Annotated in this window: 15 protein-coding genes; 7 read left to right on the top strand and 8 right to left on the bottom strand. The window is 70.3% G+C overall.

Features of this window, described 5'->3' with window-relative positions; all coding sequences use genetic code 11:
- Window positions 1–15 precede the first annotated feature (15 nt).
- The 4 genes from G6O54_RS30000 (at window position 16) to G6O54_RS29985 (ending at window position 6,401) form a co-directional block, all read left to right on the top strand.
- Entirely contained in the window at window positions 16–1,395 is a 1,380-nt protein-coding gene (locus tag G6O54_RS30000) for a hypothetical protein (protein WP_165232044.1), read from the top strand.
- Window positions 1,396–1,407: 12 nt separating this feature from the next.
- Entirely contained in the window at window positions 1,408–4,311 is a 2,904-nt protein-coding gene (locus tag G6O54_RS29995) for a PVC-type heme-binding CxxCH protein (RefSeq protein ID WP_165232041.1), read from the top strand.
- Window positions 4,312–4,360: 49 nt separating this feature from the next.
- On the top strand, window positions 4,361–4,741 hold the full coding sequence (locus tag G6O54_RS29990) for a hypothetical protein (RefSeq protein ID WP_165232038.1): 381 nt from the start codon (window positions 4,361–4,363) through the stop codon (window positions 4,739–4,741).
- A 622-nt stretch (window positions 4,742–5,363) separates the two neighbouring features.
- Complete coding sequence (locus tag G6O54_RS29985) at window positions 5,364–6,401, top strand: TlpA disulfide reductase family protein (protein WP_165232035.1); 1,038 nt, start codon at window positions 5,364–5,366, stop codon at window positions 6,399–6,401.
- A 73-nt stretch (window positions 6,402–6,474) separates the two neighbouring features.
- Here the strand turns inward: G6O54_RS29985 and G6O54_RS29980 are convergent, their stop codons facing one another.
- The 5 genes from G6O54_RS29980 to G6O54_RS29960 form a co-directional block, all read right to left on the bottom strand.
- Window positions 6,475–7,221: a hypothetical protein gene (locus G6O54_RS29980; protein WP_165232032.1), complete on the bottom strand. Its 747-nt coding sequence runs from the start codon at window positions 7,219–7,221 to the stop codon at window positions 6,475–6,477.
- Between the two features lie 247 nt (window positions 7,222–7,468).
- Window positions 7,469–8,245 (bottom strand): FliA/WhiG family RNA polymerase sigma factor, encoded by a 777-nt coding sequence (locus G6O54_RS29975; RefSeq protein ID WP_165232029.1) that lies wholly within the window; start codon window positions 8,243–8,245, stop codon window positions 7,469–7,471.
- 343 nt (window positions 8,246–8,588) lie between these two features.
- Window positions 8,589–8,768, bottom strand: coding sequence for a hypothetical protein (locus G6O54_RS29970; RefSeq protein ID WP_165232026.1), 180 nt, complete (start codon window positions 8,766–8,768; stop codon window positions 8,589–8,591).
- A 213-nt stretch (window positions 8,769–8,981) separates the two neighbouring features.
- A complete protein-coding gene (gene flhF / locus G6O54_RS29965) occupies window positions 8,982–10,136 on the bottom strand; it encodes a flagellar biosynthesis GTPase FlhF (RefSeq protein ID WP_165232023.1) in 1,155 nt (384 codons plus the stop codon).
- Window positions 10,137–10,159: 23 nt separating this feature from the next.
- Window positions 10,160–12,463: a flagellar biosynthesis protein FlhA gene (locus tag G6O54_RS29960; RefSeq protein ID WP_165232020.1), complete on the bottom strand. Its 2,304-nt coding sequence runs from the start codon at window positions 12,461–12,463 to the stop codon at window positions 10,160–10,162.
- Window positions 12,464–13,541: 1,078 nt separating this feature from the next.
- On the opposite strand from G6O54_RS29960, the gene G6O54_RS29955 reads away from it, so the two are divergent.
- From G6O54_RS29955 to G6O54_RS29945, 3 genes are all read left to right on the top strand, one after another.
- Window positions 13,542–13,952, top strand: coding sequence for a hypothetical protein (locus G6O54_RS29955; RefSeq protein WP_165232017.1), 411 nt, complete (start codon window positions 13,542–13,544; stop codon window positions 13,950–13,952).
- A gap of 140 nt (window positions 13,953–14,092) precedes the next feature.
- Window positions 14,093–14,326 carry a type II toxin-antitoxin system Phd/YefM family antitoxin gene (locus G6O54_RS29950; RefSeq protein WP_165232014.1) on the top strand — a complete coding sequence of 78 codons (234 nt, stop codon included), beginning with the start codon at window positions 14,093–14,095 and terminating at the stop codon, window positions 14,324–14,326.
- Window positions 14,323–14,523: a type II toxin-antitoxin system VapC family toxin gene (locus G6O54_RS29945; RefSeq protein ID WP_165232011.1), complete on the top strand. Its 201-nt coding sequence runs from the start codon at window positions 14,323–14,325 to the stop codon at window positions 14,521–14,523. Before G6O54_RS29950 ends, G6O54_RS29945 begins: the two co-directional genes overlap by 4 nt.
- 58 nt (window positions 14,524–14,581) lie before the next feature.
- Here the strand turns inward: G6O54_RS29945 and G6O54_RS29940 are convergent, their stop codons facing one another.
- From G6O54_RS29940 to G6O54_RS29930, 3 genes are all read right to left on the bottom strand, one after another.
- Window positions 14,582–14,899, bottom strand: coding sequence for a hypothetical protein (locus G6O54_RS29940; RefSeq protein WP_165232008.1), 318 nt, complete (start codon window positions 14,897–14,899; stop codon window positions 14,582–14,584).
- A gap of 114 nt (window positions 14,900–15,013) precedes the next feature.
- Window positions 15,014–15,616: a Uma2 family endonuclease gene (locus G6O54_RS29935; RefSeq protein WP_165232005.1), complete on the bottom strand. Its 603-nt coding sequence runs from the start codon at window positions 15,614–15,616 to the stop codon at window positions 15,014–15,016.
- Between the two features lie 133 nt (window positions 15,617–15,749).
- Window positions 15,750–16,808 carry an EscU/YscU/HrcU family type III secretion system export apparatus switch protein gene (locus G6O54_RS29930; RefSeq protein WP_165232002.1) on the bottom strand — a complete coding sequence of 353 codons (1,059 nt, stop codon included), beginning with the start codon at window positions 16,806–16,808 and terminating at the stop codon, window positions 15,750–15,752.
- Window positions 16,809–16,932 lie beyond the last annotated feature (124 nt).

Raw genomic sequence — 16,932 nt, 5'->3', positions numbered from 1 at the left:
GAAAGGGCCATCATCATGACCGGACGACGCGGACGGACGCGGCGGGCGATCGGCTCGTTGGCGGCATGGGCAGTTTCGCTCTCGATCACTATGACGAGTGGATTCGCGGCCGATGGCCTGCAGGCGGGCGCGGCGGCCCGCGTCCTCGAGGCGACGGACGACCTGGTCATCGGCGGCGGCATCGGGCCGGGCAAGGCCAGTGGCCAGGAGGGGGAGCTCCGAGCCTCGGCGATCGTGATCCGTGCGGCGGACGGGACCAAGGCCTGCCTCGTCGCGTGCGACGTCCTGATGCTCGAGCGCGACGTCCTCGACCCGGCCGCGCGGGCCATCGAGGCGAGGACCGGCATCCCCTTCGATCACATCCTCATCAATTGCACCCACACGCACCACGCCCCGACGACGGTGACCGTGCACGGCTACAACCGCGAGGAGGCGTTCTCGAAGCAGGTGGGGAAGAAGGTCGAGGAGGCGGCCGTCGCGGCGAACGACCGGCTCGCGCCGGCGACGCTGAAGTTCCGCCGCGGGGAAGAATCCTCGGTCGGCAAGAACAGCCGCCTGCTCCTGGCCGACGGCTCGATCTACTGGGTCGGCTCGATGGCCGACGCCGTCCGGCCGACCGGCCCGTTCGACACCGACCTGCCGGTCCTCGCCTTCGTCCGGCCCGACGGCAAGCTCGAGGGGACGCTCTTCAATCACTCGACCCACACGATCGGCACGGTGAAGCCCGGCGTCCGCTCGCCGAGCTTCTACGGCCTGGCCGCCCAGGAGCTCGAGAAGGAGCGGGGCGGCACCTTCGCCTTCTTCGAGGGCGCCTCCGGCTCGACCCACAACCTCGACCTCAAGATCCCCGAGGCCATCTTCCGCATCAAGGCCGCCGTCGCCGAGGCGCTCGACCGCGCGGCGCCTCGCCCCGTGCCGACGATCCGGGCGAAGCGTGCCGAGGTCACCCTGAAGTATCGGACCTACGACGAGGCCGCGGAGGATGCCAAGGTCGTCGCCTACTGCACGAAGCGCCAGCCCGCCCCCTACCACGAGGCGACGATCGCCGTCTTCCGGAACAGCCGCAAGGTCCTCTCCCCGAAGCAGGGCCGGGACCGCAAGACGTGGGTCCAGGCGGTCGTCCTCGGCGACATCGCACTGGTGGGCATCCCGGCCGAGTTCTTCACGACGCTCGGCCAGGAGATCAAGCGCCGATCCCCCTATCGGGACACGTTCGTCTTCGAGCTGGCGAACGACTACGTCGGCTATGTCCCCGACGCGCCCGCATTCGACAAGGGGGGCTACCAGACGTGGACCGGCCTGCACAGCTTCGTCGCCCGCGACTCCGGCGAGATCCTCGTCGACGCGGCCGTCGGGCTGCTCGGCGAATTGCAGCCCCCTTCCCGCGATCGTTGACGAGGATCCACGATGCCCCGACTCGGCCTCCGGCTGGCCCTGGCCCCCCTGTTCCTGGCCCCCGTCGTCCTCGCCGAGAAGCCCCCCACGCCCGAGGAATCTCGCGCCGCGCTGCGGCTCGCCGACCCGGCGCTGACGATCGAGCTGGTCGCCGCCGAGCCGGACATCTCGGCACCGGTGGCGATGGCCTGGGATGAGCACGGGGCCCTCTACGTGGTCGAGATGACGGACTATCCGATCTCCCCGGACGGCGGCCGGGTGAAGCGGCTGGAGGACCGCGACGGCGACGGCCGATACGAGCGCGTCACCACCTTCGCCGACGGCCTCCACTGGCCCAATGGCGTCCTCCCCTGGAACGGCGGCATCCTCGTCACCGCGGCGCCCGACCTGGTCTTCTTCAAGGACACCAACGGCGACGGCCGGGCGGACGTCCGCACCGTGATGCTGACCGGCTTCGGCGAGGGGAACCAGCAGCTCCGCGTCAACAGCCCGACATGGGGCATGGACAATCACATCTACCTGGCCAACGGTCGAAGCGGCGGCGCCGTGCGGCGGCCCGGCGATCCGCCAGCCAGAGGCGTCCCGATCCCCCGCAACGATCTCCGGCTGGAACCGACCGGCGTCACCGCCCTTCCCGTCGCCGGCTTCAGCCAGTTCGGCCTCCCCCGCGACGACTGGGGCGATCGATTCCCGTCGTGGAACACGGTCCCCATCCGCCACGTCGTCCTCGAGGCGTCCGACCTCGGCCTCGCCGCCGACCCCCGCACGGTGGCCGACATCCTGGACATGGCCGACGGCGGGCGGGTCTACTCGATCGCCCCGACGCAGCGGCGGTTCAATGCCGAGACCGTCGCCTTCTTCAACGCCACGTGCGGCCCGACCATCGAGCGCGGCGGCCTGCTCGGCGACGCCTACCGCGGCGACGCCCTCTTCTGCGAGCCGCTCACCAGCCTGGTCCAGCGTCGCAAGCTCGTCCCGGACGGCCCCACCTTCATCGCCCGCCGCGCCCCGGGGGAAGCCGATCGCGAGTTCCTGGCCTCGACTCACGCCTGGTTCCGCCCCGTGAACCTCGCCAACGGCCCCGACGGTGCGCTCTACGTCGCCGATTTCTGCCGGGCCTGGGTGGAGCACCCGGACTTCGTCCCGGAGGGGCAGCGGAAGGCCGTCGACTTCCGCGAGGGTTTCGAGCACGGCCGGATCTGGCGGATCGCCCCCCGCGGCAGCAAGCCCGGCGAGGCCGCCCGCAAGCCGGGCACGGCCGACACGGCGGGGCTCGTCGCCCTGCTCGAAAGCCCCGACGGCTGGCACCGGGACACCGCCCAGCGGCTGCTGGTCGAGCGGCCGGACGGGAAGGCCGCGGCGCCGGCCCTCCGCCGGCTGGCGACCACCTCGATCGTCCCGGTCGCAAGGGCCCACGCCCTCTGGACCCTCGTCGGCATGGATTCGCTCGATGACGAGACGCTCCGGGCCACGCTCCGCGACCCGAGCCCTCGCGTCCGCGAGCAGGCGGCCCGCGTCGTCGTCCGGGCGGGGCGGGCGCCCCTCTTCGCGGCCGAACTCGCCGCCGCGGCGGACGACGCCGACCCGCGGGTCCGCCTCCGCGCGGTCGTGGCCCTCGCCAGGCTCAACACCGACGCCGCGCGCGACGCCCTGGCGCGGGTCGCCGCCCGCGACGCCGAGTCTCCGTGGACGGCCGCCGCGATCCTGGGGGCGATCGCGGCCTCGCCCGCCAAGTTCCTGGACATCCTGGCCACCCGCCAGCCGGATTGGCTCGCCCGGCCGACCGAGGCCCAGCTCGGCTTCCTGGCCCGCCTGGGCGCGATGATCGGGCCCTCCCCGGACCCGGAGCTCGTCACCGCCGCCCTCGGGCACGCGGCCGCCGCCCCCGACCGGGCGGCCGGCTTCGCCCTCCTGGAAGGGATCGCCGAGGGACAGGCGCGAGGGCCGTCGAGGACGTTCGCCTGGCCCACCCTGGAGCCCGCACCCCTGCCCCTCCGGCAGGCCGTCGAGCGTCTCCGCCGGGCGGCGGCGGCCGCGGCCAGGGACGCCGCCGCCCCCCTGCCCGCCCGCGAGCGAGCGTTCGCCGCCCTGCTGGCCGCGCGCGACCCGGCGGCGCGAGAGCTGATCCCGGTCCTCGTCGGCGCGGGCCAGCCGGCGACGCTCCAGTCGGCCGCGGCCCGGGCCGTCGCCGCGGCCGGCGGCCCCACGCTGGCCGACGTCCTGCTCGCGCGCTGGGACGACCTCGCGTTGACGACCCGCCGCGTGCTGCTGGGCGCGCTCAGCTCCTCGCCGGCGCTGGCGACGAGGCTCCTCGAGGCGGTCGCGGCGAAGCGGCTGGCCGCGTCCGAGATCGATCCCGGCACGCGCGACGCCCTGCGGCGGCTTGCCGATCCGGCCTTCGCGAAGCGCCTGGACGAGGTGCTCCCCGCCGCCGCGGGAGCCGACCGCCGCGCGGTCCTCGCGAAGTACGCCCCGGCGGTCTCGGCCGCGGCGGGCGACCCCGCGCGGGGTCGCGACCTGTTCGCCAAGAACTGCCAGACCTGCCACGCCCGCGGGGGTCGGGGGCCGAAGGTCGGCCCGGACCTCCTCAGCGTCGCCGGCCGTCCCCCCGCCGATCTCCTGGTCGCGATCCTCGACCCCAGCCGCGAGGTCGCCCCGGACGGCGTGGCCGTCGTCGTCGCCACGGCCCGCGGCGACATGCTCACCGGCCTCCTCGTCGAGGAGACTCCGACCACCCTCCGCCTCCGCCGCGCCGAGGGCCTCGAGGACGTCATCCCCCGCGGCGATGTCGAGGCCCTCCGCTCCACCGGCCGCTCCCTGATGCCCGACGGCCTGGAGCAGAACCTCTCCCCCGCCGACCTCGTCGACCTCATCGCCTACCTGAAGTCGCCCGAGGCCCCCGCGCCGGGGCCGTGACTGATGCGTTGTCATTCCAGGAGTGCTCCGCGTGTCACGCGCGGGAACCATGACGATCCTCCACCACGGAACCACGGCCGCGCGAGCCATCGCGATCGAGCAGCATGGGCCAGACCCCTCATTCCGCGAACCGGGTAGTACAGGACTTCCGACGGCCGAAGGGCTCTCCGCGGTCATTGCAGACGGTCGCTCCTGCGGCACTGGCATGCCCGAGATCGCGGCACGTAACAAGGACATGCTATTCCCGGACGAGGGGGGTCCGGCTATTGTGGAGTTTGAAGTCCCCGGATGGATCATGGACCGGATTTACGCCGATCCCATCGCGGCGGCCCTCGCCCGGGGCGGTGAGATACGCTTCGAGGCGGAGAGCGGCCTCGACGAACTGATCGCGGAATGGCGCCACCTCAGGAAACGGGTCATCCTCCTGTGATCTCAACCAGCTCGATCGCGGACATGCTTGCTGCCCCTCTCGGTGAGGGTTGGACCGTCGATCAACTGGCGGAGGAGGTCCTCGGGGCGGTCGCGATCCAGGGGCCGGAGGGCCCGAGCGAACTGGTCCTCGACGCCGATAGTCTCGAAGATCGCCAGTCTCGCCGATTGGTCCGGCCACTCCTGGCGCGATTCGCAACCCTTTCCGCAGCCGAGGCCGGGACTCCCCCGAACCTCTATGGCGGCCAGCTCGCATTCCGCCGGCCGGGTCCGGGCGGCACGGTCTGGATCCTCGGCGAGTTCGAAAACTCGCAAGCCAGGGCCCGGGTGGCGTTGCGGCGATCTTCCCTCCCTCCGACCTCATCGCCTACCTGAAGTCGCCCGAGGCCCCCGCGCCGGGGCCGTGAAGCGCCGGCCGCGATCGGCCCGGCATCCGGATTCGGTCGGTGCGGTGCCGGCGAGACATCCGCGTGGTGTCGCGGCGGCGCACTACCCTTGTTGGGGGCGGCATGGCACAATGTGGCCTTGTTCCGAGACTGGGGGCGCCGGATCTCCGGGACGGACAGATCAGGGCGGGCACGACGCCTTCGTGCCCCGATGGCTCGCGTCGGGAGTATCGCTTCATGAGTCGTTCGTCTTTCGTCCGGGGGGCGGTCGTCGCGATCGGCTGCTCCGTCGCCATGCCGTCGGGGGCCGTTCGGGCCCAGGAGCCGGAGACCATCCAGGCGATCCACGAGGAGTTCGCCCGAGGATACATGCAAATCGAGAAGACCCGGCTCGATCGCCTGGCCAAGCTCGCGGCCCGGCAGGAGCCCGCCCTCGCCGCCGCGACCTACGAGGAGCTCTTCCGGCTGGCGATCGCGGCCAACATGTTCAAGGAGGTCGAGCCGGCCGCCGCCGCCGTGATCCAGGGAGGTAGCCCGTCGCACGCCACCTCCGCGCTGGCCCACCTCGTCAAGATCATCGCCCAGGCGGATCGCGGGGAGTATGAGGCGTCGCTGGCGGCCCTCAAGGAGGCGGTCGCGAAGGCCGCCCAGCAGGGGGACGCGGGCCTGTCGCCGGAGGAGATCCTCGGGATCACCGACGCCTACTACCAGCGGCTTGTTCATGCCGACCAGATCCCCATCGCCATCAAGGCCTTCAAGTTCTGCCTGGAGAACTCCCCGAGGCCGGTCATCCACGAATTCCTGGCGGAACGGCTGAAGCGGCTGGAGATGGTCGGCAAGCCCGCGCCGGCGGTCCGGGGCACCGACCTCGACGGCAAGCCGTTCGACCTGGCCGCGCTCAAGGGGAAGGTCGTGCTGATCGAGTTCTGGGCGAGCTGGTGCCTGCCGACCGAGGCCCAGGTGGAGCAGTTCCAGCAGGCGGCCGCATCCTACCAGGGCAAGGACCTCGTGATCGTCGGCATCAACCTCGACACGCTCCAGGACGAGGGGCTCAAGCCCGAGACCATCCTGCCCAACATCCGCCGGTTCCTGCTGGACCACAACGTCCGCTGGCCGACGCTCCTCAACGGCAAGGGTGACGCGGACTACGCCGCGGCCTTCGGCGTCGTGGACATCCCCGCGAGCGTCGTCATCGGCAAGGACGGCAACATCGTCCAGCTCGACGTCGTCCGCCAGAACCTGGCGAAGGTCATCGACCGCGAGCTCGCCCGCTGAGGTCACGCCCCGTCGGATCGCGGTTTTCAGTCATCCCTCGATGCGCCCCGGCAAGCCGCCGGGGCGTCTCTCATTAGGGGATCGGCGGCGGGCCGCCCGTGGACGGATCGGCGACGGTCGCGACCTGGCCGAGCGAGTCGTACAGCGACAGCATGAACATGTGGAAGGTGTCCGCGACGCGGGGCGTGGACTTCTCGCGGACTTCCTTCAGCGCGGGGCGGCCGTAGTCCAGGAGCTTCTGCCGGGCATCGGCCACCGAGGTCAGCGTGGCGGTCCCGTGGGCGAGCGTCTGCAGGAAGACCTGCAGGCTGGCCTGGTCGGAGACGTCGCGTTTCGGCTTCAGGTCGCCGTCCACCGGAGACTCTTCCGGCCAGACGAGTCGACGCGTGGCGTCGAAGAAGCTGGCGAGGGGGATCTGAGGGCGGACCGGCGCGGCCGGCGCCGGATTCGGCGTCCCGGCCAGGGCCACCGCCTGGTCCCCCGGCGAGGGTCGCGACGGGGCACGCTCGGTGGTGGGCCGTCGACGCGACACGCTGTAGCTCGGGACGAAGCTGTTGTCGCGGAGGTTGTTGATGTACGCGTTGGGGTTGCCGGCGTAGATGTTCCGGCTCTCCGGGGCCTGGGCCCTCCCGGCGCGAGACATGGCGTTCTCGTTGATCAGGTTGGTCGGCGAGGGGACGTAATTGAAGCCGATACCCCAGCCCATGCCGCCGAAGCCCATGCCGAACTGGGCATGGGCACGCGAGGGGAGCATCCCGAGGGCGGCGAGGGCCGCGAGCGGGACGAGCCATCGGGATCCACGGCGGTCATTCCAGGTCATCGGCCGGTCCTCGGATTCGGGATGCTCGTTCGGAGAGAGGGTGAGCGACGGACGGCGGGCGGCGTGCCCGACTTGATTCTAACCGCCATGCCCCGGCTCGGGGAAGGCATCGAGCGGCGACCGCGGGGCGACGGCCCGCGGCGAGGCGGCAACGAAACACGACGGCCCGTCGCGGTGGACTTGCCGCGACGGGTCGCCGTGTCTGGAGGTCCCGTGAGTTCCCGAGCCGGCCGGCGCGGGCCGGAGGTCAGGTGCCGAACTCGGGGCGGCGGGAAGAGAGCTGGGACTGGAGCCGCTGGATGATCGACGAGTGCATCTGGGAGACGCGGGACTCGCTCAGGTCGAGGGTCGCCCCGATCTCCTTCATCGTCAGCTCTTCATAATAGTAAAGAATGATAATAAGTCGTTCGTTGCGGTTCAGCCCCTTCGTCACCATGCGCATCAGGTCCTTGCGCTGGAGGCGGCGGGTGGGGTCCTCCCCCTTCTTGTCCTCGAGGATGTCGATCTCGCGGACGTCCTTGTAGCCGTCGGTCTCATACCACTTCTTGTTGAGGCTGATGAGGCCGACCGCGGAGGCGTCCATGGCCATCTTCTCGAACTCGGCCATGGGGAGGCCCATCCGCTCGGCGAGCTCGACGTCGGTCGGGGGCCGGCCGTGGCGGGCCTCGAGCTCCTTGCGGGCCTCTTCCATCTTGCTCGCCTTGGAGCGGACCAGGCGGGGGACCCAGTCCATGGTCCGCAGCTCGTCGAGCATGGCGCCCCGGATCCGGGGCACGCAGTAGGTCTCGAACTTGACGCCGCGGGTGAGGTCGAACGCGTCGATGGCGTCCATCAGCCCGAAGACGCCGGCGGAGATCAAGTCGTCGAGGTCCACGCCCTCCGGGAGCCGCTGCCAGATCCGCTCGGCGTTGTACTTGACCAGCGGCAGATACCGCTCGACGAGATGGTTCCGCATCTCCGTGGTGGGGTGCTCCTTGAACTCGCGCCAGAGTTCGGTCACATCCACATCCACCTTGGTTGACATCCTGACCTCCATGTCGGCTGGGCGTGAGGCGTCACATCCATGTGTCCAGGGAGAGCGGACGGGCCGCCCGCGAGATCGCCGATCGCCGGCGAACCGCCGCGTCCCCACCGCGCCGCGATGCCTTGCCGCCCGTGCCGGCACCCGGCGATCGCCCTGATCCCTCACGCCATCCAGGGAACTCCAACCTATTCGATTATCGGATCGTCGTCCCAACCCGCTTGAGCCGCACTACCCTCCCGACCGAGAAATCGTGAACTCCACGTCCGTCCTCCTTTCCTCGCTCGCGAAATCCCTGGAGCCCGCGCCTCGACGTGCCGCGGGGGCCCCGCTCGTGTTGCTCCGATCACGTGGCCAGCCCGAGGGCCCGTCGCGCGGCCCGGGCGAGCCAGCTACCGCGCCGGGGCTCGCCGCCGGGGCACCCCGCCGGCAGGCCCGTGCCGGCGGCCTGCCTCGGCCTGCCCGGCTGCTTCCATTGCCGATGGGCCCGGACGAGCTGCCGCAGGTTATCCGCCTGATCGGACACGTCGCCTCCCTTCCGGCGAGGGGATCGGGGTAGTGATCCATCTTGCTTCCCCCCTTACCAAGGGGGGATTCAGGGGGGTGATCCTCGATCGCCTCGGCAAGCACCATCCACCCCCTCCAACTCCCCCTTGGTAAGGGGGAGAGCCGGATTCCGAATTCCCGCTCGCCCGGTACATGCTCCGGGGGCCCTTACGCAACCGACCTCTCGACCGGGTCATCGGATCCCCTCCATGCCGAGGACCAGGCTCGCCAGCCGCATGCGGTCGGCCGGCTCGATGTCGTCGGGGACGGCCTGGCCGGTGGTGAGGTAGCTCACCGGGAGGTTCGAGCGGCCGAGGAGCCCGAGCGCGGCGCCCAGGCCCTCCGCCTCGTCGAGCTTGGTCAGAATCAGGCGATCGGCCCGCACCCGGGAGAACCGCTCGGCCGCGGCGTGGAGCGTCCGCTCGCCCGCCCCCGCGCTCAGGACCAGGTGCACCTCGTCCGGCCGCGCCCGCTCCATGAATTCGCCCAGCTCACGGATCTTCACCTCGTCCCGCGGGCTCCGGCCGGCCGTGTCGATGAAGGCGATGTCCACCGCGCCGAGCTCGTCGAAGGCCCGCTCCATCTCCGCGGGGTCGTTGGCCACCGCGAGCGGGACGTCGATGATCTCCGCGTACGTCCGGAGTTGCTCGACGGCCGCGATCCGGTAGGTATCCAGGGTCACCAGCCCGACCGACAGCCCGTGGACCAGCTTGAAGTCGGCCGCGAGCTTGGCCACCGTCGTCGTCTTGCCCACGCCCGTCGGGCCGACCAGGGCCACGACGCGGCGGGTCCCCCTCACGGCCCGGATCGGCGGGGCGACCGGGATGCAGAGTGCAACGGCCTCGCGGAGGGCCGCGTCGACCTCCCGAGGATCCAGGAACTGATGCGGCTCGAGCGATTCGGAGACGGCCGCGACGATCCGCCGGGCCAGGGCCTCGGGCACCTCGGCCTCGATGAGCCTGGCGTAAGGGCCGACGAGGGGGCCGGGCAGGTCCGGGATCAGGTGGTCGATCCGGCCCATCCGGCTGAGGGCGTCCACCCGCTCGTGCAGCCGGCTGAGCTCCTCGCCGAGCCGCGCCTGCGCGGTCGCGGAGAGGCCCGCGGACCGGTCGCGGAGCCCGGGCTCCCGCGGGGCCGTCGGCGTCTCGACGTCGATGGCCGCGGCCGATGAGGGCATGGTCGCGGAGGCGCGCACCTCGATCAGCTCGCGATCCCCCAGGCCGAACATCCGGCGGCGGCGGACCGAGCGCGAGGCGAGGATCACGGCATCGCCGCCGAGGTCCCGGCGGACGCGTGCCAGCGCCTCCCGCATCGTTCGTGCCCGGTAGATTCTCGCCGCCGTCGACATTCACGGACCTCGCGGTTACGGTTTCAGGCCAGGGCCTCGGTCGTGGAGAAGGAGGTCACGATCTCGGGCTCGCGGTCGCGGTCGCGGCGGGGCGACGGCCGACGCCCGGGGGCCGTGGCCTCGCCGGGGGCGGCCTCCGCCTCGTCATCCGCGTCCTCCTCGATCACGCTGCCGAGGATCTCCACGGGCGTATCCCGGGGGATCTCGCGCTGGCTGAGGACGACCAGCCGCGGCAGGTCGGCGCGGGTCAGGTCCTTGAGCACCGGGCGGGCCGCGGCCGACGTGAGGATGACCGGCGGCAGCCCGGCGTCCACCAGCGTGGCCACCGCCATCGCCACCGCGCGGACGACGCTCCGCGTCATCTCCTCGCCCAGGGCCTCGGCCGGCCGGGTGTCGGCCTCGCCGCCGGCCTCGGAGAGCCTCACGTCCAGCGGCTTCGAGAGCGTGACCACCCGGAGCCGGCCGTCGCCGCCGCGATGGCTCTCGGTGATCTGTCGGGCCAGCCCCTGGCGGACGTGCTCCGTGAGCACCTCCACGTCGCGGGTCCGGCCGGCGTGGGCGGCCAGGGTCTCGAGGATCGTCTCCAGGTCGCGGATGCTCACCCGCTCCCGGAGCAGGTTCTGGAGCACCCGCTGGAGCTCGCCGGGGCGGAGCAGGCTGGGGACGACCTCGGCCACCAGCGACGGCGCCGTGGCGCGGACGCGATCGAGCAGGCGGTCCACCTGCTCGCGGGTCAGCAGCTCGTCGGCGTGGTTGCGGATGATCTCGCCGAAGTGCCCCGAGACCACCGCCGAGGACTCCAGGATCCGGCAGCCGGCGAGCTCCGCGACCTCGCGGCCGTCGGCGTGGATCCAGACCGCGGCCTGGCCGGTGATCGGGTCGATGCCGTCGCGGCCGTCGGGCCGGTCCACCAGCCCCGCCGGCGGCACCGCCAGCAGCCGCCCCGCGTGCGCGGTCCCCTGCCCCGCGATCGCGCCCCGGATCTTCACCCGGTATTCATGCGGCGTCAGCCCGATCTCGTCGTGGATCCGGACCTGAGGGATGATCAGGCCGAGCTCGCGGGCCATCCGCTGGCGGACGGTCCGCAGCCGCTCCAGGAGGTCGCCCCCACGCGTCGGATCCGCCAGGCCGATCAGCCGGTAGCCGATCTCCAGCTCGAGCGGGTCGACGTGCAGCAGGTCCTCCATCCCCTCGATGCTCGACGTGGGCGCGACGGCCCCCGACGGCTCGGCCGCGTGCCGGGGCCCGGCGATCGGCGAGTGGCCCCCGTCGACGCGACGGTCGGGACCCTGAACCTGGCCCGGCCTGTCCACGACCGCCGCCTCCTCCGCGACGTCCTCCCCACCACGTCTCCCCATCAGGACGGCCCCGGCGCCGAGGGCCCCGGCCAGCGTCAGCAGCGGGGCCTTGGGCAGCGGCGTGAAGGCGAGCAGCCCCAGGAAGACGGCCGCCGTTCCCAGCACTTTCCGATCGCGGAAGAGCTGCCCGGTCACGTCGCGGCCCAGGTCCGTGGAGGACGACGACCGGGTGACGATCAGGCCGGCCGCCAGCGAGATCAGGAACGCCGGCACCTGGCTCACCAGGCCGTCGCCGATCGTCAGCTTGGTGAAGACGTTCACCGCGTCGGCGAAGCCCATCCCATACTGGAAGACGCCCAGGAAGAGGCCGCCGCAGATGTTCACCATCAGGATGACGACGCCCGCGATGGCGTCGCCGCGGACGAACTTGCCAGCCCCGTCCATCGCCCCGAAGAAATCCGCCTGGCGGTAGACCTCGTCCCGGCGCTCGTGGGCCTGGTGCTGGTCGATGAGCCCGGCGTGCAGGTCGGCGTCGATCGCCATCTGCCGGCCGGGGAGCCCGTCGAGCATGAACCGCGCGGCGACCTCGCTGATCCGGGTGGCCCCGCGGGTGATCACGACGAACTGGATGACGACCAGGATCGAGAACAGGATCACGCCGACGAGCACCTGGTCCCCCGCGACGAACTCGCCGAACGACCGGATCACGCCGCCGGCCGCGTCCACCCCGAGCTCGCCGCCGCCGGTCAACACCAGCCGGGTCGTCGCCACGTTGAGCACCAGCCGGGTCAATGTCGTCGTCAGGAGGATGGTCGGGAAGGCGCTGAATTCCTGGGGCGTCCGGATCGCCAGCGTGGTCAGCAGGACCACCACGGCGAGCGTCAGGTTGGCCGAGAGGAGGACGTCGAGCACGGCCGGCGGGATCGGCACCACGAACACGAGGATGGCGCCGACGATCACGATCGGCATCACGAATCCGGAGGCATGCCGCCACCCGGAAGCGAGCGGGCTCGAACTCGTGCCTGGCATCCGTCCCCCTCCGCGTTCCTGCCCCCGACGATGCCGACATGGTCGGGCCAGCAGGACACCGGGAGCGGATCCTTGCGGATCCTCCCCAAGCCCACCCTGCCCGGATCGGCAGCGTCGCCTTCGCCCCGGCTCGCACCGGGCTGTCTCGTCCGCTCAACGTCTCTCAATGCAGCCGTGAATCGGCTCGACTCGGAAGTGTGCGGGGACCATACCGCCACCGGCCCGAGGTGTCCAGAGCGAATGGCATGCAATCGGCGAGGGGTGCGGCCGGGCGGCGACCCTGGAGCCCGATTGGCTTTGATCGTCGCCGGGGCGAAACCCCGCTCAGCCCTTTAACTTTCTATTTCAAAATACTTTACGATCGATTTTCGGATTGGCTTTGATGGTGCCGTCTCAAGAAACCGAGGTTCCGGTCCAGGAGTGCTCGACCGTGGTCGCAACGATGCCGTGGGATTGCCCTGGGGGAAACGCACCGACACCACGGAGAGGCAAGCCGTCCCGCCGGCCAAGGTTCGATCCCCGGCCACGGCGCCCCGCGATGCCCCACCACAGCCACCCGGACGCCCCGAAATTGGGTCCGTTCGTCGCGAGCCGATTTCCGACATATCGCTGCAAATCTTTGGTGCAATTCACTTTAAATCAGAAAAAACCAGCTTCACCCCCCGAATTTCAGGGCGATGGCGCCCGTTCTTCGCGTCGTTCGCCAGCCGGAGCGTTGTCAGAAATCAGGGGCCTTCAGGCCACACTTCATCGTGAGACCTTCACTCTCCTGGATTTCAGGGCCGATCCCGGCGCACATCCTCACCGCGACACGATGCCCCTATTCTAGACAGTGCGCCATGTTTCACGTTTTCCGTCGCTAGACGTCGCGATTTCACGAAGATTGTTCCCGCCGAAACTGGCGAAATCCCGACGTCTAACCCGAATGGCCGGGCCTCAGAATTCGGAGAGCCTGACCGCGGGCATCCCGCCTCCGAGCAGCTTTCCGTCCCACCCGCCCTTGACGAAACAAGCTTTGCACCACAAAGCTCAACCGGATTGCGATCCAGCGATCGTCTTCGCACGGGGGGCCGTCCCGATGGTTCCGAAGTTTCACGTCCTTGCCGCGGTCGGAGTCCTGCTTCACTCGGGCTGTTCCGGATCGCTTTCTCCGACCGAGGTGCTTCAGGGCCTCTACGGTGCCCCGCCCCCTCCGGCGGTCAAGATCGTGCACTTCTACGGCGATCGTTTCGGGATGGACCCGAGCTTCGCCTGGGTCCTCTCACCGGTCGACGACACTTACCTCAAGACGCTCATCAAGACAAAGGGCCTGAAGACGCCCGCCCCGGGCGAGAAGCCGACGATGGTCCGCTACGGGTTCCCAAGCTGGTGGGACCACGACCGGATCGAGGCGCTGTCGGAGCTCTACTTCGACGACAACGAGGGCTTGCGGCGGATCTGGGTGGATCGGGACGGGGGACGCCTGTACGTGGAGTTCATCGGGACGTGATGGTCGCGGCATTCGGTACGTGCTCAGATGATCCGGATCGATGGGCTGTGAGACCTGACCTGAAGACAATCTGCACTTGTCCTCTGTGAGTCGTTGACGGAACATCAACACAGGAATCCAGGCCCTAAGAGGCGAGAATCATGACGACCATCACCATCGAGGAAGCCCAGGCGAAGCTACCCCAACTCATCGACCAGCTCGCCCCCGGCGAGGAGGTCATCATCTCGGATGGTCAGAAGACTGTCGCCAGACTGGTGGGACAGTCGGGGCCGGCACGGCACAAGCCCCGGCAGCCGGGCAGCGCGAAGGGGAAGCTGGTGATCCTTGAGGAAGATGACGAACACCTGAAGGACCTCGAGGATTACATGCCGTGAGGCTGCTCCTCGACACCCACACCTTTCTCTGGTTCGTGCTCGACGATCCTCGGCACACCGCCGTCCTGACCACGATGCCCTTCCACCACAAGGACCCGTTCGACGGCCTGCTCATCGCCCAGGCGATCGTCGAGGGCATCCCGATTATCAGCGCGGATGAGAAGTTCGACGCCTACGGCGTCACTCGGATTTGGTAGTTCACGCGTTGCTTCTTCCCGACCGCTTCTCGGCTGGAGGAAAGGTGTAGCGGTCCGCCTAACGCCTCGCGAAATCGGGAGATCCCAGGATGAACGTGAACAGGATCAGGAGCGTCAGGATCACCAGCACGGTCGAGATCAGGCGGAAATGCGAAAGCAGGCCGTGGAACCACGGTCGCGGGGCATCCGCCGGGAATCGGGCGAGATACTGATCGATCTGCTCCAGTTGTTGCGACGGTAGGAGCTTCTGCGAACCATCAAGCCCGGCGCGCGAAAGTGCGGGGAGGACCTTGAAGAGATAGAGATAGTTCCCCAGGCTGGCGTAGACCATCCCGAACGCCAAGACGAGGACGAAGAAGAGCGTGGAGACGTCCATGGGTTCGAGGACCCCCTTTCTGGTGGGGTGATCCGCCCGGATTGACGCAGCCGATCGTCAGGTTGAAGTCGGAGCGGCCGCCCTGAGGTTTCGAAGGGCGACGTCATCATCACGCTACGTTAGCGACTTCGGCCGCCGCGGCAACAGGTCCACCACGGCGATCCGGGCGACGAGCTTCCCATCCAGCGCCAGCTCCACGGCCTGGCCCTCGGCGAGGACCTCGACCTCAGCACCAGAGCGGTAGACCTCCAGCCGGCGATCGGGGATGTTCACGATCCAGTAGACCGACAAGCCGCCACCCAGATAAGTCTCGGAAAGCTCCCGGTCGGCCTTCAGCGATGAGTCCGCGACCTCCACGACAAGGGCGACGTCCGCGGGCTCCGGGTCGCGCCCCTCGTAGTCATCGTGGACGCCCCGCACGACGGCGACGTCCGGCTCCGGCTCGCTGTCCCGGCCGGGCAGGACGACGGGCGCCTCGACCCGCACGACCCAGCCCGGCCCCGTCGCCGCGGCGATCGCGTCCTTCACCTTGCCGACGGATGCGCTGTGCCTCGTCCCCTTCGTCATCTTCCCGACGATCCTCCCCTCGATCAGCACCACGGGCGCCTTCTCGTCGATGATGCCCGACTCGATCAGCTCCTGATACTCCGCCACCGTCATCCGCCGCGGCCGTACCGGAGCGCTCACCGTCGCCGCCTGCCCGATCGTCCTCGTCATCGTCTCACCTCCCTCGAATCGATCCCATCCGCTCTGCCTCCATCATCCCTCTTCCTCGCCTCGTCGAGTAGCCTCAGTGGCGGCCGGTCCCCGGTCAACTGACCGGCCTACGGCCGAGAGGACGGCCTCGGGATCAAGGCAATCCGCCAGGCCGTCTTTCGGAGGCTGCGACCGGCCAGGCGTCGGCGAGGGCGGCGATCAGGTCGGCGGGGAGCGACTCCGGTGCGCCGGGTGCGTTGGCCGCAAAGGGGCCAAGTCGGAGTGACAGGGCGGGTGCCTCGATCTCGGGGATCCGCGCGGTGCGATTGGTGAGACGAAGCTGAAAGCCGGTCGCGCCCTTGGCCGCCGAGCGGACGTTCACGCGGCGGGGGGGCGGGCCGCCGCCGAGGATGATGGTCAGGCCGTTGGCACCCGTGACGATCAGCGTGGCGCCGGCCAGCAGCTCGGGGGCGTCGCCGCGCCAGGCCCGCGCCATCCGTCGGCGCCTCGCCCGCAGGGAGAGGTCCCCTTCCAGCGCCTTCTGGTCCTCGCGATGTTCATCGGGCGTGGTCCGCAACATCGCCTCGAACCGGGCCATCTTCAAACCCAGGTCCGCCAGGCCGACGGCGACCATCACCGCGGCGAGCACCCCGAGCGGCCAGAGGATCACTCGTCCCGACGCCGAGGCGAGGGTCGCGGAGTCCAGCAGTCCAAGCCGCCGCAGCTCGACCCACTCGGACCGGATCGCCCAGGCCGAGACCGCCACCAGGACCACCGCCTTGACCGTCGCCCAGGCGATCCGCTCGAGCCCCGCGCCGAGCCCGCCGCCGCGGCCCACGGACCAGAGCCGCGAGAGATCGGGGGCCAGCAGCGAGGGGGCCCACAATCCCCGCACCTGGGCCTGATGGGCGGCCACGGCACCGAGGGCAAACCCCATCATGAGGACCGCCAGCGGCGCCGCGATCGCCGCCGCGGCGGCCCGCAGGTCGGCCACGAGCTGCACGGCGTCCGCCGCGATCGGCACCGCGTGCAGCGGACGGCGAGTCAGGGTCGCCAGGCTCCGAACGAGCTCACCACCCCACGAGCCCAGCAGGACGACCGCCACCAGCCAGCCGGCCGCGGCCGTCAGCTCGGGGCTGTGCGCGACCTGGCCCTGCTCGCGGGCGAGCTGGCGACGACGCGTCGACGCGGGCTGGGTGCGATCTTCGGACATCAGGAAAAACCCGGGGAACGAACCACAGAGGCACAGAGGACACGGAGAAGAAGGGGAAGAGAAGAGGGAACGGGGAAGGTTCTTTTGTAGGGTGTGTCAAGCGCAGCGCGGACGCACCGTGACC

Source organism: Aquisphaera insulae (genome assembly GCF_011064615.1).
In the GTDB taxonomy this organism is placed as follows: Bacteria; Planctomycetota; Planctomycetia; order Isosphaerales; family Isosphaeraceae; genus Aquisphaera; species Aquisphaera insulae.
The sequence above is the reverse complement of the archived record's forward strand: the minus strand, read 5'-3'. Positions and strand labels throughout refer to the sequence as shown.